18 protein-coding genes are annotated in these 20,867 nt (G+C 66.1%); 10 read left to right on the top strand and 8 right to left on the bottom strand.

The window, feature by feature from the left end; all coding sequences use genetic code 11:
- Positions 1 to 112 precede the first annotated feature (112 nt).
- Positions 113 to 1,132, bottom strand: coding sequence for an ice-binding family protein (locus AC50X9_RS08990; RefSeq protein WP_494892603.1), 1,020 nt, complete (start codon positions 1,130 to 1,132; stop codon positions 113 to 115).
- 179 nt (positions 1,133 to 1,311) lie between these two features.
- Positions 1,312 to 3,264 carry a M13 family metallopeptidase gene (locus AC50X9_RS08985; RefSeq protein WP_494892601.1) on the bottom strand — a complete coding sequence of 651 codons (1,953 nt, stop codon included), beginning with the start codon at positions 3,262 to 3,264 and terminating at the stop codon, positions 1,312 to 1,314.
- A gap of 253 nt (positions 3,265 to 3,517) precedes the next feature.
- Between AC50X9_RS08985 and leuA the strand changes: the two genes are divergently transcribed.
- From leuA to AC50X9_RS08970, 3 genes are read left to right on the top strand one after another with little or no spacing between them, the layout of a single operon-like run.
- A complete protein-coding gene (gene leuA, locus AC50X9_RS08980; RefSeq protein WP_494892599.1) occupies positions 3,518 to 5,257 on the top strand; it encodes a 2-isopropylmalate synthase in 1,740 nt (579 codons plus the stop codon).
- 54 nt (positions 5,258 to 5,311) lie between these two features.
- Positions 5,312 to 6,106, top strand: a complete 795-nt coding sequence (gene recO, locus AC50X9_RS08975) for a DNA repair protein RecO (protein WP_494892597.1) — start codon at positions 5,312 to 5,314, stop codon at positions 6,104 to 6,106.
- 2 nt (positions 6,107 to 6,108) lie between these two features.
- Complete coding sequence (locus AC50X9_RS08970; protein ID WP_494892595.1) at positions 6,109 to 6,927, top strand: isoprenyl transferase; 819 nt, start codon at positions 6,109 to 6,111, stop codon at positions 6,925 to 6,927.
- Positions 6,928 to 6,972: 45 nt separating this feature from the next.
- On the opposite strand, the gene AC50X9_RS08965 is transcribed toward AC50X9_RS08970, so the two are convergent.
- Both AC50X9_RS08965 and AC50X9_RS08960 read right to left on the bottom strand, forming a co-directional pair.
- Positions 6,973 to 8,136, bottom strand: coding sequence for an alpha/beta hydrolase (locus AC50X9_RS08965; protein ID WP_494892593.1), 1,164 nt, complete (start codon positions 8,134 to 8,136; stop codon positions 6,973 to 6,975).
- Positions 8,133 to 9,188, bottom strand: coding sequence for an alpha/beta hydrolase (locus AC50X9_RS08960; RefSeq protein ID WP_494892591.1), 1,056 nt, complete (start codon positions 9,186 to 9,188; stop codon positions 8,133 to 8,135). The genes AC50X9_RS08965 and AC50X9_RS08960 overlap by 4 nt, the downstream gene beginning before the upstream one ends.
- 67 nt (positions 9,189 to 9,255) lie before the next feature.
- Here AC50X9_RS08960 and AC50X9_RS08955 point away from each other — a divergent pair, with 67 nt between their 5' ends.
- Positions 9,256 to 10,329, top strand: a complete 1,074-nt coding sequence (locus AC50X9_RS08955; RefSeq protein WP_494892589.1) for a quinone-dependent dihydroorotate dehydrogenase — start codon at positions 9,256 to 9,258, stop codon at positions 10,327 to 10,329.
- 104 nt (positions 10,330 to 10,433) lie between these two features.
- Here AC50X9_RS08955 and AC50X9_RS08950 read toward each other — a convergent pair whose 3' ends face one another.
- The gene (locus AC50X9_RS08950) at positions 10,434 to 11,033 is read right to left on the bottom strand and encodes a DUF3043 domain-containing protein (RefSeq protein ID WP_494892587.1); all 600 of its coding nucleotides are present in this window, start codon (positions 11,031 to 11,033) and stop codon (positions 10,434 to 10,436) included.
- A 106-nt stretch (positions 11,034 to 11,139) separates the two neighbouring features.
- Here AC50X9_RS08950 and AC50X9_RS08945 point away from each other — a divergent pair, with 106 nt between their 5' ends.
- The 5 genes from AC50X9_RS08945 to AC50X9_RS08925 all read left to right on the top strand — a co-directional run bounded on the left by AC50X9_RS08945 (position 11,140) and on the right by AC50X9_RS08925 (position 16,366).
- Positions 11,140 to 12,570, top strand: coding sequence for a dipeptidase (locus AC50X9_RS08945; RefSeq protein ID WP_494892585.1), 1,431 nt, complete (start codon positions 11,140 to 11,142; stop codon positions 12,568 to 12,570).
- Positions 12,571 to 12,770: 200 nt separating this feature from the next.
- Complete coding sequence (locus AC50X9_RS08940) at positions 12,771 to 13,160, top strand: HesB/IscA family protein (RefSeq protein ID WP_494892583.1); 390 nt, start codon at positions 12,771 to 12,773, stop codon at positions 13,158 to 13,160.
- 200 nt (positions 13,161 to 13,360) lie between these two features.
- Positions 13,361 to 14,233, top strand: coding sequence for an aa3-type cytochrome oxidase subunit II (ctaC, locus tag AC50X9_RS08935; protein WP_494892581.1), 873 nt, complete (start codon positions 13,361 to 13,363; stop codon positions 14,231 to 14,233).
- A 10-nt stretch (positions 14,234 to 14,243) separates the two neighbouring features.
- On the top strand, positions 14,244 to 15,968 hold the full coding sequence (gene ctaD, locus AC50X9_RS08930; RefSeq protein ID WP_494892579.1) for an aa3-type cytochrome oxidase subunit I: 1,725 nt from the start codon (positions 14,244 to 14,246) through the stop codon (positions 15,966 to 15,968).
- Positions 15,965 to 16,366 carry a cytochrome c oxidase subunit 4 gene (locus AC50X9_RS08925; RefSeq protein ID WP_494892577.1) on the top strand — a complete coding sequence of 134 codons (402 nt, stop codon included), beginning with the start codon at positions 15,965 to 15,967 and terminating at the stop codon, positions 16,364 to 16,366. Before ctaD ends, AC50X9_RS08925 begins: the two co-directional genes overlap by 4 nt.
- Before the next feature lie 298 nt (positions 16,367 to 16,664).
- On the opposite strand, the gene AC50X9_RS08920 is transcribed toward AC50X9_RS08925, so the two are convergent.
- Positions 16,665 to 16,958: an HPr family phosphocarrier protein gene (locus AC50X9_RS08920; RefSeq protein ID WP_494892575.1), complete on the bottom strand. Its 294-nt coding sequence runs from the start codon at positions 16,956 to 16,958 to the stop codon at positions 16,665 to 16,667.
- A 187-nt stretch (positions 16,959 to 17,145) separates the two neighbouring features.
- Between AC50X9_RS08920 and AC50X9_RS08915 the strand changes: the two genes are divergently transcribed.
- Complete coding sequence (locus AC50X9_RS08915) at positions 17,146 to 17,913, top strand: GntR family transcriptional regulator (RefSeq protein ID WP_494892847.1); 768 nt, start codon at positions 17,146 to 17,148, stop codon at positions 17,911 to 17,913.
- A 139-nt stretch (positions 17,914 to 18,052) separates the two neighbouring features.
- Here the strand turns inward: AC50X9_RS08915 and qcrB are convergent, their stop codons facing one another.
- Positions 18,053 to 19,732 carry a cytochrome bc1 complex cytochrome b subunit gene (gene qcrB / locus AC50X9_RS08910; protein ID WP_494892573.1) on the bottom strand — a complete coding sequence of 560 codons (1,680 nt, stop codon included), beginning with the start codon at positions 19,730 to 19,732 and terminating at the stop codon, positions 18,053 to 18,055.
- The gene (gene qcrA / locus AC50X9_RS08905; RefSeq protein WP_494892571.1) at positions 19,710 to 20,780 is read right to left on the bottom strand and encodes a cytochrome bc1 complex Rieske iron-sulfur subunit; all 1,071 of its coding nucleotides are present in this window, start codon (positions 20,778 to 20,780) and stop codon (positions 19,710 to 19,712) included. The genes qcrB and qcrA overlap by 23 nt, the downstream gene beginning before the upstream one ends.
- Positions 20,781 to 20,867: the final 87 nt, after the last annotated feature.

The following is a 20,867-nucleotide window of genomic DNA, read 5'->3' as shown; positions in this document are numbered from 1 at the left end:
GACCGGCGGCGGGCGGAGGCCGCGGCAGACGCGCCTTCGGTTGTGGTTTGCCCATCCACCGGATGAGGCTCCCGTCGACGCTTTGCGCGCCCGCGCGCCTTTTCGCCTGGCGTCACTTGTTGCGTCCGGACAGGCGCCTACCGCCGGTCCACATCCACACCCCGATCAGCCCCGCCGTCGCGGCTGCCGCGCCGAGCACCGGCGCCGCGGGTGAGACATGGTTTTCTGCGGCGGTATCGATATTCACGCCACGGCCGGTTCGCGGGCCGGAGCTGGGCGCAGGGGTGGACGAGGGCGACGGTGTTGCCGTGGGGCTGGTGCTGGCCGACGTGGTGGCGGTTGCAGATGCGGTGGCACAGCCGGGGGAGGTGAAGACGTTCGTGTCGAGCGATACCTGACCGTTCCGGGCCAGCGCCCTGCCCTCGACCGTCGTGTCGGTCGTTACCGTGATCGAGGTAAGTGCCAGGATGTTGCCGTTGAACGTTGAATTTGTGCCCAGCGTTGCGGAGCGACCGACCTGCCAGTAGATGTTGCAGGCCTGGGCGCTGTTGGTCAGGACGATGTTGCTTGCCGAGGCGGTGATCAGATCCGAGGCCACCTGGAAGATGAACACCGAGTTGGGGTTGCCCTGTCCATCCAGGGTCAGCGCGCCGCTGACCTCGAGCGGGCCGGAGGATTTGTAGACGCCCGGAGACAGGGTTTGCCCGACGAGGTCACCGGCCACGCTGGCGGTCACGGCCCGGCCTGCCGCATCGTTGTAAGCGGTGGTCAGATCGGACTGCGCCTGGCCGGCCTGCGTGTCACCCTCGTGGATGGCACCGGTCACGAGTTCCGGCTGAAAACCGGTGATCGCAGTGCCCGGGTTCACCCCAAGCTCTCCTGCGAGCCTCGTGGCTCCGGTGTTCGTGACCGTAGTTCCCCCAAGGACTGAGTACGCAGCAGCCGTTCCCAGACCCACCGGAGCCTCAGCGGCGTAGGCCGGAGACTGCCCGACCGTTGCCCAGGCTAGAACGACAGCAGTTCCCAGGGCAGCCACCGCCACGGTCCGGCGTCGAACGCTGGGGCGCCGCAGGCGGGATTCCTCACCGGACTCAATTTGGGGATGGGCGTGGGTCAGAGAAATTGAAACCATGGTGGGGTCCCTTGCTGGTCGGCCGCCCCGGAACACCGCGTGGGTGCCGTAGCTTTGCGTCGCGGATTCGCACCCGGTTTGCCCTTGTCGATGAGCAACTGCCCGATCATCCGCAACCCTAACAGCCGGCGACGGGCATTCCGTCCTGCCCACGCAGACGATCCGGAAGTAACAGACGCCTACCAGATGCTGACCCGCTCCTCCGGGGCCAGCCACATCCCGTCCTGTTCTCCCGTGCCGAACGACTCATGGAAGGCGTCGAGGTTCCTGGCGATCTGGTTGGTGCGGAACTCGTTCGGCGAGTGCGGGTCCGTGGCCAGCCGGCGGATCGCTTCCTCGTTCCGCATCACCTGCCGCCAGCCGGCGGCCCAGGACGCAAAGAACCGCTGCACGCCGGTCAGGCCGTCCAGCACCGGCGGCTCCTGGCCGTCCAGGCTGATCTGGTAGGCCTTGTAGGCGATGGTCAGGCCGCCAAGGTCGCCGATATTTTCGCCCAGGGTCAGTTTGCCGTTGACATGGTGGCCCGGCGCGGCGGTGGGGGAGAGCGCGTCGAACTGTGCCACCAGCTTGGAGGTCAGCGCCTCGAAGGCGGTGCGGTCGTCGTCCGTCCACCAGTTGCGCAGCAGGCCGCTGCCGTCGTACTGGGAGCCCTGGTCGTCGAAGCCGTGGCCGATCTCGTGGCCGATGACGGCGCCGATGCCGCCATAGTTGACGGCATCGTCGGCGTCGGCGGTGAAGAACGGCGGCTGCAGGATGGCCGCGGGGAACACGATCTCGTTGAGCAGCGGGTGGTAGTACGCGTTCACCGTCTGCGGCGTCATCAGCCACTTCTCCCGGTCCACCGGCTTACCCACCTCGTCCAGGTGCCGGTCGATGTCGGCGCTGTGCGCGCGTTCCACGTTGCCGAGCAGATCCTTCGGGTCGATCTGCACCGCGGAGTAGTCGATCCACTGGTCCGGGTAACCGATCTTGGCCCGGAAGGAATCGAGTTTCTTCAGCGCCTCATGTTTCGTTTCCTCGCCCATCCAGGCCAGACCGGTGATGGATTCGCGGTAGGCCTCGATCAGGTTCGCGACCAGCGACTCCATCCGGGCCTTGTGGGTTTCCGGGAAGTGCCGGGCGACGTAGATCTGGCCGACCGCCTCGCCGAGAGCCGCCTCGACGACGGCGACCCCGCGCTTCCAGCGGTCCTTGTTGCGCGGCGTGCCGCTGAGGGTCGTGCCGTAGAAGGCAAAGTTGGCGTCCACGAACGCGGCGGACAAGTACGGTGCGGCCGCTCCGACGACGCGCAGGGCGAGCCATTCCTGCCAGACGGACAACGGCTCCGAGTCCAGCAGCGATGCGGCCCCGGTGAAGAAGTCCGGGGTGCTGACGACAAGGTCCGCCCGCTTCTCCGGTGCGACCCCGGCGGCGTCGAACCAGGTGGCCAGGAGCGGGAAGAGCTGGGCCGCCTCGTCGGCGGATTTCAGGTTGTAGGTCTTCTGCGGGTCGCGGAGCGTGACCTTGTCCCAGTGGTGTCCGGCCAGCGCCGTCTCCAGTTTCACGACCCGGCCGGCCGCCTCTTCCGGCGCGGCGACACCGGCCAGGCCGAAGACCGTCTTCACATGGTCGGTGTAGGCCTGGACCACCGTCGCGAATTTCGCTTCGCGGTAGTAGGACTCATCCGGCAGTCCGAGGCCGCCCTGGCCGGTGTAGAGCAGGATCCGGTCCGGGTTCCCGGCGTCGGGGGCGGGATAGATGTAGAAGAGGCCGCCCACGTCCGCGCGGAACAGCCGCCCGGACAGCGCGATGAGTTCGGCGATGGACTCCGTGGCGAACACCTCGTCAAGCCGCTGCCTGATCGGGTCCAGCCCCCTGGCTTCCACAGCGGCTTCGTCCATGAAGCTGTTGTAGAGGTCCCCGATCTTCTGCTCGATCCCGGTGGACTCCGCGCCGCGGGCGGCCGCGTCCTCGATGATTTCCTTCACCGCGAGTTCCGAACCGTCCCGAAGGGCCGTGAAGGTCCCCTCCAGGGGCCGGTCGTCCGGAATCTCGGTGCTCTTCAGCCAGGTGCCGTTGACATGCTGGTACAGGTCATCCTGCGGCCGGACGGTGGAGTCGATGTTGGACAGGGCAATCCCCGAAAATGGCACAAATGCTCCTTCTGAGAGGCAGCCCGGCGCTGCCTTGTTACGGGGTTGCCGGTCTGCATGATGGACGTTACGGAGGTATGGCTCCTTCATCTTACGCACCGTGTTACTGTGAAAAGGTGCGCGCAGAACTGCTTCTTCTTAGCTGCCGCAGCGAGGCCTCAGACGCGATCTAGCGCAAGGCCCATCCTCGCTGCGGAGTTTGTGTTGCCCGGCCCCCCTTTCACCAGGAACCACAGAAAAGGCCCCGATTGTAATGCGAAACGCACAAAAAACCTCAGGAATGCCCGTCCACCGCTATGTCCCGTTCCAGGACCTGATCACGGTTGAACTGCCGGACCGCACCTGGCCGGACAAGGTCATCACCAAGGCACCGCGCTGGTGCGCCGTGGACCTGCGCGACGGCAACCAGGCCCTGATCGACCCGATGAGCCCGGCCCGCAAGCTGAAAATGTTCCAGCTGCTGGTCCGGATGGGCTACAAGGAAATCGAAGTCGGCTTCCCCTCCGCCTCGCAGACGGACTTCGACTTCGTCCGGCAGCTGATCGAGGGCAACCACATCCCGGACGACGTCACCATCCAGGTCCTGACCCAGGCGCGCGAGCACCTGATCGAGCGGACCTACGAGTCCCTCGTCGGCGCCAGGCAGGCCATCGTGCACCTGTACAACTCGACGTCGGTCCTGCAGCGCAGGGTTGTCTTCAACCAGGACGAAGACGGCATCCTGGACATCGCCCTGCAGGGTGCGCGGCTGTGCAAGAAGTACGAAGAGACCCTCCAGGACACCCACATCACCTACGAGTACTCGCCGGAATCCTTCACCGGGACCGAGCTGGAGTACGCCGTCCGGGTCTGCAACGCCATCGCCGACGTGTTCGAGGCCTCCGCGGACAGCCAGGTCATCATCAACCTGCCGGCCACGGTGGAAATGGCCACCCCCAACGTGTATGCCGACTCCATCGAGTGGATGAGCCGCAACCTGCACCCGCGGGAGGGCATCATCTTGTCCCTGCACCCGCACAACGACCGGGGTACCGGCGTCGCGGCCGCGGAGCTGGGATACCTGGCCGGCGCGGACCGGATTGAAGGCTGCCTGTTCGGCAACGGCGAGCGGACCGGCAACGTTGACCTGGTGACGCTGGGCCTGAACATGTTCGTCCAGGGCGTCGACCCGATGATCGATTTCTCCGACATCGATGAGGTCCGCCGCACCGTGGAGTACTGCAACCAGCTGCCCGTCGCCGAGCGCGCACCCTACGGCGGGGACCTCGTTTTCACCGCGTTCTCCGGCTCACACCAGGACGCCATCAAGAAGGGCCTGGAAGCCCTCGAGAAGGACGCCGCCGCCGCTGGCAAGGACGTCGCAGACTACCCCTGGCAGGTCCCGTACCTGCCAGTCGACCCGAAGGACCTCGGCCGCAGCTACGAGGCCGTGATCCGGGTCAACTCCCAGTCAGGCAAGGGCGGCGTCGCCTACCTGCTGAAGAACGAGCACAACCTGGACCTGCCCCGGCGCGCCCAGATCGAGTTCTCCGGCGTGATCCAGAAGCATACCGACACCCTGGGCGGCGAAGTCAGCGGCGCCCAGCTCTGGCAGGCCTTCCAGGATGAATACCTGCCCTCCGGCACGGCTGACGCGCAGTGGGGACGCTACGCCCTCGGTTCGTTCAGCACCGAAACCGACGAGGACGGCTCCATGACGCTGCACGCAGCGCTCAAAGTTGACGGCACGGTGGTCCACCGCACCGGCACCGGCAACGGCCCGATCGCCGCGCTGCTGAGCATCCTGCGCGAAGACGGCGTCGACGTCCGCGTCCTGGACTACAGCGAGCATGCCCTCTCCGAGGGCGGCAGCGCCCTCGCCGCTGCCTACGTCGAATGCGCTGTGGGGGAACGTGTGCTGTGGGGCGTCGGGATCGACGCGAACACCAGCACGTCATCGCTCAAGGCCGTCATCTCGGCAGTGAACCGGGCCATCCGGGACGCCCGCGCCTGAGCTGCCAGTCGCTGCGCCGCCGGAGGATCCGGCGGCGCAGCGCTGTATTCCCGAATGGCAAAGTTTCCTACCCAGACAGTGCGAAGATTAACCGTGGCCCACCCCTCTTCTTTTGCCTCCCGCGCCTACCGTGACGACGGCGTCGTGCTGCGCACCCACAAGCTGGGCGAAGCGGACCGCATCATCACCATCCTGACCAAACACCACGGCCAGGTCCGTGCGGTGGCCAAGGGCGTCCGGCGCACGAGCAGCCGCTTCGGCGCCCGGCTCGAACCGTTTATGGTCGCGGACCTCCAGCTGATTTCCGGCCGCAGCCTGGACATCGTCACACAGGCCGTCGCCAAGGGAGCCTACGGCGGCAACATCGCCGCGGACTACGGCCGCTACACCGTGGCTGCGGCCATGACCGAGACGGCGGAGAAGCTCACCGACGTCGACGGTGAGGCGGGAACCGCGCAATACAATCTCCTCGTCGGCGCACTGGCCTCACTGAGCCGCGGCGACCACACCCCGGAACTCATTCTCGATTCCTACCTGCTGCGCGCCCTCGCCACCGGCGGCTGGGCCCCGAGCTTTACCGGCTGCGCCCGCTGCGGCGCCCGCGGGCCGCACACTGCGTTTTCGGCACCTCTCGGCGGAATGGTCTGCGCCGACTGCCGGCCGCCCGGGTCGCCCGCCCCCGCCGCGGAAACCGTTCTGCTGCTCGGCGCCCTGCTGACCGGGGACTGGACGACGGCGGACGCGTCCGTGCCGCAACACCGGCGCGAGGCCGCCAGCCTGGTCGCCAGCTACCTGCAGTGGCATCTGGAGCGTGTCCTTAAATCCCTCAAACATGTGGAGCGAACGTAGCTGTGGCGTTGGGTAAAAAGAAAAATCCGGTCCGGCAACGGAGCACCCCCGTGGCGAGTCCGTACCCGCACCCCTCCGGAGCGGTCCCGCCGGCGATCCCGGCGGAGTTCATCCCGCGGCACGTTGCCATCGTAATGGACGGCAACGGGCGCTGGGCCAACCAGCGCGGCCTGCCGCGGATCGAAGGCCATAAGGCGGGGGAGCCCGCCCTGCTGGACGTGGTGGCCGGGGCGATCGAGCTCGGCATCGAGCATCTCAGTGTCTATGCCTTTTCCACGGAGAACTGGCGGCGCTCGCCCGAGGAGGTCCGCTTCCTGATGGGATTTAACAAGGACGTGCTACGTCGGCAGCGCAACCAGCTGGATGAGTGGGGCGTCCGGATCCGCTGGTCCGGCCGGCGGCCGCGGCTGTGGGGATCGGTGATCCGTGAGCTGGAGGAGGCCGAGGACTTCACCCGGGGCAACAGCACGTGCACGTTGAACATGTGTGTTAACTACGGTGGACGCGCGGAAATCGCCGACGCGGTGTCCGCGATCGCGGAAGAGGTGGCGGCCGGGCGGCTCAAGCCGGGCGCCATCACCGAGAAGACCATCCAGAAATACCTGGACGAACCGGACCTGCCCGACGTCGACCTGTTCCTGCGCAGTTCCGGCGAGCAGCGGCTCTCCAACTTCATGCTCTGGCAGTCCGCCTACGCCGAATTCGTCTTCATGGACACGCTCTGGCCCGATGTGGACCGGCGCACGCTGTGGGATGCCGTGGAAATCTATGCCCAGCGGGACCGCCGCTACGGCGGCGCGGTCGACGCCGCCCCCGCCTGAGGAAAAGGCCAGGGCAGGGGTGGGGTGGGTCGGGTCAGGGTCAGGTCAGCCCGGGTACAGGCGCAGCCAGAGGACGAGGTCCTTGTAGGCTTCCTCGCGCAGCGCGCGGCGGGACAGGAAAATGTCGTGGAGCGCCCCCGGGTACCGGAAGACTGCCGTCCGGCGGCCCAGGCCGAGCGCACTGCGCGCCGTTTCCTCGACATCGATCACGGCGTCAAGTTCCATCAGTTCTTCTGACCAGTCGGCCTGGATCCGGGTGCGTCCGGACAGCATCACCAGGACCGGGGACGTGATGTCCAGCCGCCGGGCCACGGCGGCGTGGCCGGCCAGAACTGCTTTCGTCCAGCCCGGCCGGATGGGGAACGACTCCTTCGGGCGCCACTCGGGATCCAGCACCCATTCGCCGTGTGCTGTGCCGCTCACGCTGTCCCAATAGCCCGGCATACTGGGCAGCAGCAGCGCCCGGCGCGGGTCGGTGCGCGCCAGCGGTTCCACCAGATGCATCGCGATGTTGCGGATCAGGCTGCTGCCCTGCAGTTCCAGCCAGGGCGCGTTGAGGATCAGGGTCCCCAGTTGCCCCGGATTCCGGTCCGCCCACAGCGCCGCCACCAGGCCCCCGAAGGAATGCGCGAGCAGGTGCACCGTTGGCGCCAACGGGCTGCCGGTGCGCCCGGCGATGTCGGAGCCGATCGCCGTCAGCGCCGCCGCGATGTCCTCGTCGTAGACGGCCAGGTCGGTCGTATAGCCGGGGGTTTGCCAGTGCCGGAGGCTGCGCCCGAACTTCCGCAGGTCGAGCGCGTAGAAGTGGAATCCGCTGGCCACGAGGTGATCGGCGAGTTCGGCCTGCAGGAAATAGTCAGCCCAGCCGTGCAGGTACAGGACCACCTTGGCCGGTGCCCGTCCGCCCGGAATGTCCCGGTTGCCTGTGGCGGCGCGGCCGGTCGTGGCGCCGCCTGTCGCCGGTGCACGGCTGCTGCCGGGCGAAAAGAACCGGTGCAGCGCGGACCGGATCCGCTGACCGGGGCTCGCCTGCGGTGCCGGAGCAGCCCCTGCGTTCATCCCGGCCGCAGCTCCGCCCGAGCCTGCATGCCGGACCAGGGTGGCGACGACGGGTCCTTCGTCGTCGGATTTGAGCGGCAGTTCCAGCCGCTCGAAACGGCCGCCCAGTACATCCTGCCGCCACAGTGGCGGCGCGGCGGGCAGGGTCACAGGGTGCCGCCGTCGTCGAGTACGTAGGCGCGGAGCCAGCGGGCCAGCCGGGCGTAGGCGTCGGCCCGGACGCGCGGGGCGGACAGGAACACATCATGCAGGGCTCCATCGATCCGTTCCAGCGTGACGGTGCGGCCCAGGCTGAGGGCGCGGAGGGCGATGGTGTTCACGTCCAGCACCGCGTCGGTCCGCCGCATGGATTCCTTCCAGAACATCCCGTTGGCGCTGGCCCCGGAGATCAGCACCAGGATGGGGACGTCGATGTTCAGCCCCCGGGCCACCCGCGCCTGGCCCGAGAGGACTGCGCTGAGCCAGCCGGCCCGGACGGGAAATGCCCGGGGCGGGCGGTAGTTGTCATCGAGCGTCCATTCGCCGTCCGCGGCGCTGCTGATGCTCCGCCAGTAGAAGGAACGTTCGGGGAGACGGATGATGGCCTCGGGCCGGAACCGTGCGAGCGGTTCCACCATGGTCCGGGCCGCGCGGCGCACGGCCGGGCTGCCGTGCATTTCCAGCCAGGGGCTGTCCAGGATCAGCTGCGAGACCACGCCCGGGTGCCGGTTCGCCCACAGCGCGGCAATCAGCCCGCCGGTGGAATGCCCCATCAGCGCCACGGATGGCTTTCGGTCCGGCTCGGCCTGCAGGGAGGTGATGATGCCGATCGCGGCGGTGATCTCGGCGTCGTAGTCGTCCAAGTCCGCCACGTAGCCGCCGTGCGTGCCGGCGTGGAGGCTTCGGCCGTGGTTGTGCATGTCAAGGGCATAGAACGCGAAGCCCTGGCCGGTCCAGAATTCGGCGAGCTCCTCGTTGAAGAAGTAGTCACTCCAGCCATGCAGGAACAGGACGGCCCGGGTCCGGCGGCCGGCAGCGTCCCCCGCGGAGGCCGGCGCGGGAGCTGTGCCCCCGGTGGCGGCTCTCCCGCCCGTGGGGCCAAGGTGCCGGATCAGCGTGGCGGTGCGCTCGACGCCGTCGGGGCCGGCGGCAGGGAAGGTGCGGGCCTCAAATTCGTCACCGAGGATGTCGGGTGCCCATCCCGCTTCATCGTCGCTGGTCATGGCTTCATGCTAGCGCCCGGCAGCGGGTGGGTTTGGTCTGGACCGCCGGAGCAGGAAAACTAGAGCCATGCGCGTATATCCGACTTTCTTCCGGCTGGCTTTCTCATCGATGGACGCCGAACGCGCCCACAAAATCGGCTTCAAGGCCATCCGGCTCGTCCACTCCTGCGGCGCAGGACGGCTGTTGCAGAAGTTCACGGCACCGGCGGCGTCACTGCAGACCCAGGCGTTCGGCCTGACGTTCCCCTCGCCCTTCGGCCTCGCGGCCGGGTTCGACAAGGAGGGCCACGGCATCGAGGCCCTCACCGAGCTTGGCTTCGGCCACGTGGAGGTCGGCACCATTACGGGCCAGGCCCAGCCCGGCAACCCCGCCCCGCGGCTCTTCCGCCTGGTTGAGGACCGGGCCGTGATCAACCGGATGGGTTTCAACAACGACGGGGCAGCCGCCGTCGCACCCCGGCTGAAGTCCGCCCGGGCGGCGCTGCAGCGCCGGCACCCGGGTGTCCGCCCGGTAATCGGGGTCAACATCGGCAAGAGCAAGGCCGTGGAGCTCGAGGACGCCGTAGCCGACTACCTGATCAGCGCCCGCAGCCTTGCCCCCGCCGCCGACTACCTCGTGGTCAACGTCAGTTCCCCGAACACCCCGGGGCTTCGGCTGCTGCAGGATGTGGAAACCCTGCGCCCGCTCCTGACGGCTGTGGGGGAGGAAGCGGACAAAGCGTCCGGACGCCACGTTCCGCTGCTGGTCAAAATCGCCCCGGACCTCAGCGACGATGACATCGACGACGTCGCGCGCCTGGCCCTGGACCTGAAACTCGACGGCATCATCGCCACCAACACCACCATCGCCCGCACCGGACTCGTCGCCAGCGCGGAGGCGGTCGCGGCCTGCGGCGCCGGCGGGCTGTCGGGTGCACCCCTGAGGCAGCGGTCCCTCGAGGTGCTGGCCCGGCTCAAGGCGGCAACCGGCGGACGGCTGACCCTGGTTTCGGTGGGCGGCGTTGAAACCGCCCAGGACGTCCAGCAGCGGCTCGACGCCGGTGCCACCCTGGTGCAGGGGTACACGGCGTTCCTCTACGAAGGTCCGTTCTGGGCTGCCCGCATCAACCGTCTGCTCGCGAAGCACCCGTCCCGGCGCTGAACGCGGCCCCCGCGGCCCGCTGCGGAAGCCAGCGGACCCGGCAGCTCATCCAGACGACAAAGCCCCCGGCAGCCAGTCTGCCGGGGGCTCCTTGGGTAAGTGGATCAGGCGGGGTATTCGCCGCGCTTGACGAGGGGCTTGGGCAGGCGGAGGCGGCGGAACTGCAGCGAGCGCATGGACCCGTACCAGACGGTCCCGCGCTCCACGTCGCCGAACTTCTCGGTGAGGCGCTTCTTCAGCTTCCGGGAAAGGATGAAGACGTCGACGAAAACGGCCAGGAACATGACCCAGAACCCGCCCAGAACATAAATCATCTGATCGCTCGAGGCCGGGACGAGGAGCGAGACGACCACGAAGATCAGGGCGCCGAACATGAGGTACTCGCCGAGGCTGAAGCGGGCGTCCACATAGTCACGGGCAAAGCGCTTTTGCGGACCCTTGTCACGCAGCGGCAGGAACTTCTCATCGCCGGTTTCCATGGCCCGCCGCATCTTGAGCCGCTGGTCCTGGACCGCCACGCGCTCTGCGGCCTTGGAGGCCTTGCGGTCCTCCGGCACCAGCGGCCGCTTGCGGGCGGCCACCTGGGCGCTGCGCTTGGGCGTGGGCGCGCCCTTGCCGGTGGCGGAGTCCCGGGCTATCGCCCCGGCCGCCTGCTGGTCAACTCTGTCCTGCGCCGTAGGCGCTTCCTTTTTACGTCCAAACACCCCTACAGAATACCCCGGGACGGGGTCCGCGAGACCCGGACCACACGGGGCCCAAGCCGCCGCCGCACTGTTTGAGGTGATCCGTGACACGGGTAGTGTTCTGGCCATGACCTCATTACCCGCGGGGAACCCGCAAACCGCATCAGGCCCGGTCGGAAACGTCGACACCGAGGCCCTCCGCCAGGCTGTGGCCGAATCGTTCGACACCACGATCGCCCAGCTGAAAGAGCTTGTCGCCATCCCGGGCATCGCCTGGCCCAGTTTCGACCCCGCCCCGCTGAACGCCAGCGCCGAGGCCGTCGCGCAACTGGTGCGGGCGAACGGATTCGACGACGTCCGGATCCTGCGCTGCTATAAGAACGACGGCACCCCCGGCGGCCCCGCTGTCGTCGCGCGCCGACCGGCCGCCGCGGGCAAACCGACCATCCTGCTCTACGCGCACCACGATGTGCAGCCCACCGGCGACCCGGAGCTGTGGGAGACGGAGCCGTTCACCGCCGTCGAACGCGGCGGGCGTCTCTACGGACGCGGTGCGGCCGACGACAAGGCCGGAATCCTTGCCCACATCGCTGCCTACTCTGCCGCATCCCGTGTGCTGGGGGACCAGCTTGGGCTCGGCGTGACCTTCTTCTTCGAAGGCGAGGAGGAAGCGGGCTCCCCGACGTTCCGGACCTTCCTGGAAGCCCACCGGGAGCTGCTGCGCGCCGATGTGATCGTCGTCGCCGACTCCAGCAACTGGAAGGTCGGCATCCCAGCGCTCACCACCAGCCTCCGCGGCCTGGTCGACGGCACCATCGAGGTCAAGGTCCTCGACCACGCTGTCCACTCCGGCATGTTTGGCGGCCCTGTGCTGGACGCGCCAACCCTCCTGTCCCGGCTTATTGCCACCCTGCACGACGAGCAGGGCAACGTCGCGATCGACGGCCTGGTCAGCCGGGACGACGCCACCGTGGACCTCTCGGAAGAGGAATACCGCGCGGATGCCTCGGTGCTCGACGGCGTCAGGCTTGCCGGCACCGGCACGATCGCCTCGCGGCTGTGGACCAAACCGGCACTGTCCATCATCGGCCTCGATGCCCCCGCCGTCGACGTCGCCTCCAATACCCTGCTGCCCCGGGCGCGGGCCAAGTTCAGCCTGCGGCTCGCCCCCGGCCAGGCCCCGGCTGAGGCCATGGACGCGGTCCGCAGGCATCTCGAAGCCAACGCACCGTTCGGCGCCCACGTCGTCTTCACCCCGGGGGAGAGCGGCAACGCCTTCAGCACCGACACCTCCTCCCGGGCGGCCAGCATCGCGATGTGGGCGCTCGGTGAAGCGTGGGGCGTCCCCGCAGTGGAAACCGGCATCGGCGGCTCGATTCCCTTCATCTCCGACCTGACCGAGCTGTACCCGGACGTGCAAATCCTGGTCACAGGAGTCGAGGATCCCGATTCGCGGGCGCACAGCGCCAACGAATCCCTCCACCTTGAAGACTTCCGAAACGCGATCGTGGCCGAGGCGCTGATGCTCGCCCGTCTCAACGACGAAGGACTGTCCTAACGGATTGGACTCCTGCAGCACTGGCCCAAACGGCCGGCCGGGTCCGGTTCCCGGGGAACATCCAGCGGGCTGGGACGGTTACGTCAGGAGTTAGAGCTACAGGGCTGATCGACGTAGCATGTAGCTATAGCCCGTACCGTTCAAGTAGGGGCGGGTGCCGCGGAAGCGGCGCCGCCACCACCGTCGTCAGAAGGTAGGCCATGAGCACTACAACCAACGAAAACAGCGCCGAAACCACCGCCACGGCGGGCGAGGAACTAGCCACGCACGAGGTCAAACTGACCGACGTCGCGGCCGGCAAAGTCCGCAGCCTGCTCGAGCAGGAAGGCCGCACCGATCTGCGCCTCCGGGTGGCCGTGCAGCCCGGCGGTTGCTCCGGCCTCATCTACCAGCTCTACTTCGACGAGAGAATCCTCGACGGAGACGCTGTCCGCGACTACGACGGCGTTGAAGTTGTCGTCGACAAGATGAGCGTTCCGTACCTCAGCGGTGCCAGCATCGACTTCGAAGACACCATCTCCAAGCAAGGCTTCACCATCGACAACCCCAACGCCGGCGGCTCCTGCGCCTGCGGTGATTCCTTCCACTAAGGCCGGGCCATCTGCCCGGCCTTAGTGCCGCAGGATGCCCAACGATCGGGCCCGGCAAAAAGGTCCCGACGCACGGCGCGGACATGTGGGCGAAAACTCGCGGGGAGCGGTAAGCTCTACACCGAGTAGTAAAACTATTAGTTTGCCCTGAACGCCATTTTCCGGCCCGGGGCGACAGCAACAAGTAGGAAGGGCCGTCTGTGAGTTCGCAGAACCGAACCGGCAGCCGACGCAAACAGATCACTACGATCACTGGCTTGGCACTCGCCGGCGCGTTGGCTTTGACTGGATGTTCACCAGAGGTACAGAAAGGGTGGTTGCCCACTGAGCGTGGCACCACCAACCACACTGACCGCATCATGGACCTCTGGGTCAACTCATGGATTGCCGCTCTGGCCGTGGGTGTCATTACCTGGGGCTTGATGATCTGGTGCATCGTTGCCTACCGGCGCCGCAAAGGCACCGTTGGGTTCCCCCGCCAGAACAGCTTCAACCTGCCGCTCGAGGTCTTCTACCTGACGATCCCGCTGTTTATGGTCCTGGTGTTCTTCTACTTCACCGAACGTGACCAGCAGGCGATCGACAACCGCGCCGAGCCGGCCGACGTCGTCGTTGACGTCCGCGGCAAGCAGTGGGCGTGGGACTTCAACTACAAAAAGGGCGACGTGATCCGCGAGGATGTCCACGAAGCCGGCGTCCAGGCGCACCTCACCGGCGAGGAAGTGGACAAGGAAAAGCTGCCCACCCTGTACCTGCCGGTCAACAAATCGGTTGACGTCGAGCTGAACGCCCGCGACGTCATCCACTCCTTCTGGGTTCCCGCCTTCCTGCAGAAGCGCGACATGATCCCCGGAAAGACCAACTACATGCGGTTCACCCCCACCAAGGAGGGAACCTACGACGGCAAGTGCGCCGAACTTTGTGGCGAGTACCACTCCGAAATGCTGTTCCGCGTAAAGGTCGTCTCCGAGGCCGAGTTCCAGTCGCACCTGGAGAAGCTGCGCCAGGACGGCAACACGGGACTCCTCGGCGAAGAGTACGACCGCAACCCGGCCCCGACCGAAACCAAGTAAGGGGAGCGACGTGGCAACTACCTATTCACAGCCCACCGGGATCCTTGAGGCTCCCGTAGTACCGAAATCCAAGGGACGCATCGTCGTCAACTGGATGACCACAACCGACCACAAGACCATCGGGTACATGTACCTGATCACGTCCTTCGTGTTCTTCTGCTTCGGCGGAGTCATGGCGCTGCTGATCCGCGCCGAACTGTTCGAGCCCGGCATGCAGATCCTGCAGACCAAAGAGCAGTACAACCAGCTGTTCACCATGCACGGCACCGTCATGCTGCTGATGTTCGCGACGCCTTTGTTCGCCGGCTTCGCCAACGTCATGATGCCGCTGCAGATCGGCGCCCCGGACGTGGCCTTCCCACGGCTGAACGCCCTCGCCTTCTGGTTCTTCCTCTTCGGCTCCACGATTGCGGTGTCCGGCTTCATCACCCCGCAGGGCGCAGCGTCGTTCGGCTGGTTCGCTTATGCGCCGCTGTCGAACACGACGTTCAGCCCCGGCGTAGGTGGTGACCTCTGGGTCTTCGGCCTGGCGCTTACCGGTTTCGGTACCATCCTTGGTGCGGTCAACTTCATCACCACGATCATCTGCATGCGTGCGCCGGGCATGACCATGTGGCGGATGCCGATCTTCACCTGGAACATCCTCGTCACGTCCATCCTGGTCCTGATGGCCTTCCCGCCGCTCGCGGCTGCCCTGTTCGCCCTCGGCGCGGACCGGCGCTTCGGAGCCCACATCTTCGACCCGGAAAACGGCGGCGCGGTCCTCTGGCAGCACCTGTTCTGGTTCTTCGGTCACCCGGAGGTCTACATCATCGCCCTGCCGTTCTTCGGCATCGTCTCGGAGATCTTCCCGGTCTTCAGCCGGAAGCCGATCTTCGGCTACAAGGGCCTTGTCTACGCGACGATCTCCATCGCCGCGCTGTCCGTGACCGTGTGGGCGCACCACATGTACGTCACCGGCTCGGTCCTGCTGCCGTTCTTCTCCTTCATGACGATGCTCATCGCGGTGCCAACCGGCGTGAAATTCTTCAACTGGATCGGCACCATGTGGCGGGGTTCGCTCACCTTCGAAACCCCCATGCTGTGGAGCATCGGCTTCCTGGCGACCTTCCTGTTCGGTGGGCTGACCGGCATCATCCTGGCCTCCCCGCCGCTGGACTTCCACGTCTCCGACTCCTACTTCGTGGTGGCGCACTTCCACTACGTGGTGTTCGGCACCGTGGTGTTCGCGATGTTCGCCGGCTTCTACTTCTGGTGGCCGAAATGGACCGGCAAGATGCTCAACGAGCGCCTTGGCAAGATCCACTTCTGGATGCTGTTCCTCGGCTTCCACGGCACGTTCCTCATCCAGCACTGGCTGGGTGTTGAGGGTATGCCCCGCCGCTACGCGGACTACATGCCGCAGGACAACTTCACCTGGATGAACCAGTTCTCCACCTACGCCTCGTTCCTGCTGGGCGCCTCACTGATCCCGTTCTTCTGGAACGTCTACATCACCTGGCGCAGCAACGAACGCGTTACGGTAGACGACCCCTGGGGCTTCGGAGCATCGCTCGAATGGGCAACTTCCTGCCCGCCGCCGCGGCACAACTTCACCTCGTTGCCGCGGATCCGGTCCGAGCGTCCCGCCCTGGACCTGCACCACCCCGAACTGTCCCAGTCATACACCGTCGAATCTCCTGCCCCGGCAGCAGCAGCGCTCGGTAACGCCGACCAGAAGGATCAAGCCGAGTGAAAATCGAATCAAGGATCTTTGGATTGGGAGTTTTCTTCTTCGTCCCGGTTTCGGTTATCTACGGGTTCCTGACCGGTTGGACCGAGTGGGTCGGCATCCTGGGCGTTCTGCTGCTCGGCGGGCTCTCCGGCATGGTCGGCGCCTACCTTGCCTTCACCGGCAAGCGCGTCGGGCAGCGTCCCGAGGACCGCAGCGATGCGGAGATCCACGAGGGCGCGGGCGAACAGGGCCACTTCAGCCCCTGGAGCTGGTGGCCGCTGATCCTCGGACTGGCCTCCGCAGCAGGGTTCCTCGGCCTGGCCGTAGGGTTCTGGATCGTCTACATTGCGGGCGGTCTTGCACTCGTCGGTTTGGTCGGCTGGGTCTACGAATACAGCCGCGGAGACCACGCGCACTGATGTCCGCACGGACACACTAAGTCAACAACGACGGCGGGCCCCACCTTTTTGGTGGGGCCCGCCGTCGTTGTTGCTTCAGGTTCTGGTTGTGTCCTGGGCGCAGACCGGGGGAGCGGACTGTCCGCCGCGGCGGCTCCCCCCGAAGCACCAGCAGCGGGCACGGTTCCCCGGAGGGGACCGGAGCCGGCCGGAGAAGGGCCTGGCGGGGAGCCACGGAAGCCACGGGAGAAAGCCCTGGCGGGGAGGCGTCCGGAGCCGCAGCAGAGGGCCGTGGCGGGCCCGGATGGTGTCCAGTTGCTCAGCGGGACCGGGCGGACTCCAGCAGGGCGCGGAGGCCGTCCAACGCCTTCTCAACGTCGGCTGGGCTGTAGCGCTCCGGAACGGCGTCGGGGGCCACGGCCAGCTGCACCGCGCAGCCGCAGTGGAAGTCCTCGGTCATGACCTCGAGCAGTGAGCGGGCGTCCACACCTTGCCGGCCGTCCTTGCTGATGGTGACGGGCAGGCCGGTTTCGTGGACAGCGCGGACAAAGAGCGCCGCAGGGCGTGCGTGCAGTCCAATGGCGGCCTGCACGACTGCGTTCCGAACTGGCACCGGGACATCCTTGTCTCTCATGATTTCTGCTGCCGGCGGGATGCCGGCGGATTAAAGCCTAGCCGTGGCCGCGTTTCCGGGCGAACCAAGTCGACCGAGTGGTCTAGACCTGTTGCCGGGGTGGCTTAACCTTGAGGTATGACTCATTGCGTAAGGCCATGCTGTGGCGTCCTCTGACGCGGCAGGCATGGCCGGCGAAATCGACCGGAACAACGGTACGCCCATCTACGTCCAGCTGAGGGAAATCCTCAGGGCCCATATCGTGAAGGCCTGCCCGCCGGGGTCAGCGCTGCCGTCGGAGCGTGACCTTGCGGAGCGCTTCGGACTTGCCCGGATGACAGTGCGCCAGGCTATTGATGCGCTCGTTGGCGAGGAGGTCATCGAGCGTGTGGTGGGTCTGGGAACCTTTGTGCGCAAACCCAAACTGGACCTGCAGGTCAAGCTGACCTCCTACAGCGAGGAAATGCAGCGCCGCGGCATGGTCCCGGCCGCCAAGGTCCTCAGCTTCGAGCAGATCGGTGCGAGCGCCTTTCTGGCGCGGGAGCTCCAGCTGGAGGAGGGAACGCCCCTGGTGCGGTTCCGACGCCTCCTGCTGGCGGACAACGAACCCATGAGCGTGGACGAGAACTTCATTCCCGCCCACCGGGTGCCCGGCCTGCTCGATGGCGAGCCGCCGACGTCGCTGTACAACGTGCTCAGTGAACGTTTTGGACTGGTGATGGAGTGGGGCGAGGACATGATCGAGGCGACGGCTGCCTCGCCGTCGACGGCCCGTCTGCTCAATGTTGAAGTGGGGTCGCCGCTGTTGAAGATCCAGCGCCACGCCTTTGTGGCCCGGGCCATGGTGGACTATTCGGTGTCCTACTACCGGGCCGACCGCTACAAGCTCTGGGTGCCCCTGCAGCGGCCCGGGGTCCGCCCGATGCGCAACTACGCCTCCGGCTACCGCCCTTAACGGCAACGCGGGGTCAGCTACGGCCCATCCGGGGCCCGGGATGGGCGCTAGCTGACCCCGCGTTGCGGCTGATTTCCGGTCAGATGCAGAAAGGCCCGGTCCTGATGGACCGGGCCTTTCTGGTGATCACTGCAGCCGGTTAGTGGCTGAGCGTCTTCTGGGTCTCGCCAGATTCGATAGCCTCGTGAGCGCCGTGGTGGCCATGGGCCGCCGCGAGCTCAGCGGGCGTGGCCGGGGCCACCCGGTCCTCGAAGAACAGCTGGGAAAGCTTCGCACGGCGCTTTTCCTTGCTGTCGACGACGCCATGGGCGTTCGGCTCAGCCGGAAGCGGCGACGGCGACTCGAAACCAACGAGCTTGTAGCGCTTGTACTCGTCGAGCGGGGCGTGGACCTCGATGAACTCGCCGTGCGGCAGGCGCACGATGCGGCCGGTTTCGCGGCCGTGGAGGGCAATCTCGCGGTCCTTACGCTGCAGGGCCAGGGCGATGCGCTTCGTGACGATGAAGGCGATGAACGGGCCAACGATGAACAGTGCACGCAGCCAGTAGGTCACATCGTTCAGCGACACGTGGAAGTGCGTGGCGATGAGGTCCGAGCCGGCCGCGGCCCACATAACGCAGTACCAGACGAAACCGGCCATGCCGATCGCGGTGCGGGTCGGGGCGTTCCGCGGGCGGTCCAGGACGTGGTGCTCGCGGTCGTCCTTGGTGATCCAGCGTTCAATCCACGGGTAGGTGAACAGTGCGGTGAAGATGATTCCGGCCGGTACCAGCGCCGGGAGCAGCACGTTGAAGCTGAAGACATGCCCGAACCACAACTGCTCGATCCGCCAGTCACCGATGATGCCCGGCATCAGGCGGAGCGCGCCGTCAACGAATCCGATGTACCAGTCAGGCTGGGTGCCCGCCGAAACAGGGGAGGGGTCGTAGGGGCCGTAGTTCCAGATCGGGTTGATGGTGAAGAATCCCGCCATGAGGGCAACAACACCGAACACGATGAAGAAGAAGCCGCCGGCCTTGGCCGCGTAGACCGGGCCGAGAGGGTAACCGACGACGTTGCCGTCGTTCCGTCCCGGGCCGGGGTACTGGGTGTGCTTGTGCACGACCACCATAAAGAGGTGCAGCACGATCATCAGGAGGATGAGTGCGGGCACCAGCAGGATGTGCAGCATGTACAGGCGGCCGATAATGACCGTGCCCGGGAATTCGCCGCCGAAGAGGAAGAACGAGATGTACGTTCCGATCACCGGGATGGACTTGATCACGCCGTCGATGATGCGCAGGCCGTTGCCGGAGAGCAGGTCATCGGGGAGGGAGTAACCGGTGAAGCCGGCAGCCATGGAGAGGATGAGCAGCACGCCGCCCACCACCCAGTTCATTTCGCGCGGCTTGCGGAAAGCACCGGTGAAGAACACGCGGAGCATGTGCACGGACACCGAGGCCACGAACAGCAGCGCGGACCAGTGGTGGACCTGGCGCATAAACAGACCGCCGCGGACATCGAAGGAGATGTCCAGCGAGGAGCTGTAGGCCACCGACATTTCGACGTTCTTCAGCGGGGTGTACGAGCCCTGGTAGTGCGTTTCCGCCATCGAGGGATCGAAGAAGAACGTCAGGAAAGTGCCGGAGAGCAGCAGGATGACGAAGGAATAGAGCGCCACTTCGCCGAACATAAACGACCAGTGGTCCGGAAAGACCTTGCGGCCGAATTCACGGAGGATCCCGGAACCGCCGACGCGCTCGTCAACGAAGTTGGTAATACGGCCGCCTTTGGTCTTGGCGACGAAGGCGGGGGCATTAGGCGTTGACGTTGCGCTCATGCTCATCACGCTCCCAATAGCTAGGTCCAACAGGTTCTTTGAAGTCGCTGGTGGCGACCAGGTAGCCCTCGGAGTCAACCGCGATGGGCAGCTGCGGGAGCGGACGGCTGGCCGGGCCAAAGATAACCTTGCATTCCTGGGTCAGGTCGAAGGTTGACTGGTGGCACGGGCACAGCAAGTGGTGGGTCTGCTGCTCGTACAGGGCAACAGGGCAACCGACGTGGGTGCAGATTTTGGAGTACGCAACGATCCCGTTGTAGCCCCAGTCCTCGCGGCCCGCTGACGGGTTGAGCGACTCCGGGTTCAGCCGCATGAGCAGCACGACGGCCTTGGCCTTTTCGTTCAGCTTGCCTTCGTGGAGTTCGTTCAGGCCCTCCGGAATAACGTGGAAAGCTGAACCGATTGTCACATCGGAGGCCTTGATGGGGGTGCCGTCAGGATCGCGGGTGAGCCGCTTGAGCTTGCCCTCCTGGGGTGCCCACATGGTGTGCGCCAGAGCCTTGTCGGGACGCGGACCCAAGTCACCGAAGACGGCGAGGGCCGGCAGGGGAGCCAGCGCCACGGCGCCCAGAAGGGTGTTGCGGATCAGCGGGCGGCGCTTGATGCCGGTTTCCTCAACGATGTCGTCGACGATCCGGACCGCAGCAAGACGGTCTTCCTCGGTGCGGATGGCATGACGCTCTTCCGAGACTTCATGGTCCGGCATAAGGGCCTTGGCCCAGTGCACGATTCCGGTGCCGATGCCAAGCATGGCAAAGGCGGTGCCCAGGCCCAGCAGCATGTTCTGCAGCCGGATGGTCACGATCGTGCTGTCATCCCCCAGATCGATGGCAAAGTACGCCACCAGGAAGATCAGGGTGCCAACGACCGAAGTCCCGAATAGAAGGGCTACCTGCCGTTCTGCTCGCTTTGCGGCCTTCGGGTCCGTGTCAGCCAGGCGCAAACGATGCGGAGGAAGTCCAGGATCCTGGAACTTCTCCACCTCATTCTGACCAGCCGTAGCTACGGTGCCCGAGTGGTTCGGACTGCCGTCACTATGGTTGCCCATAATTCGCCTCATCCCTCTCTCGTCTCGGCGAGTGCCGAGTTAGCTTTCAATTCAAACTGCTGACGGGTCAGCAGAAAACTCTTACAG

The sequence above is a fragment of the Pseudarthrobacter sp. HLT1-3 genome (assembly GCF_059383535.1).
The sequence above is the reverse complement of the archived record's forward strand: the minus strand, read 5'-3'. Positions and strand labels throughout refer to the sequence as shown.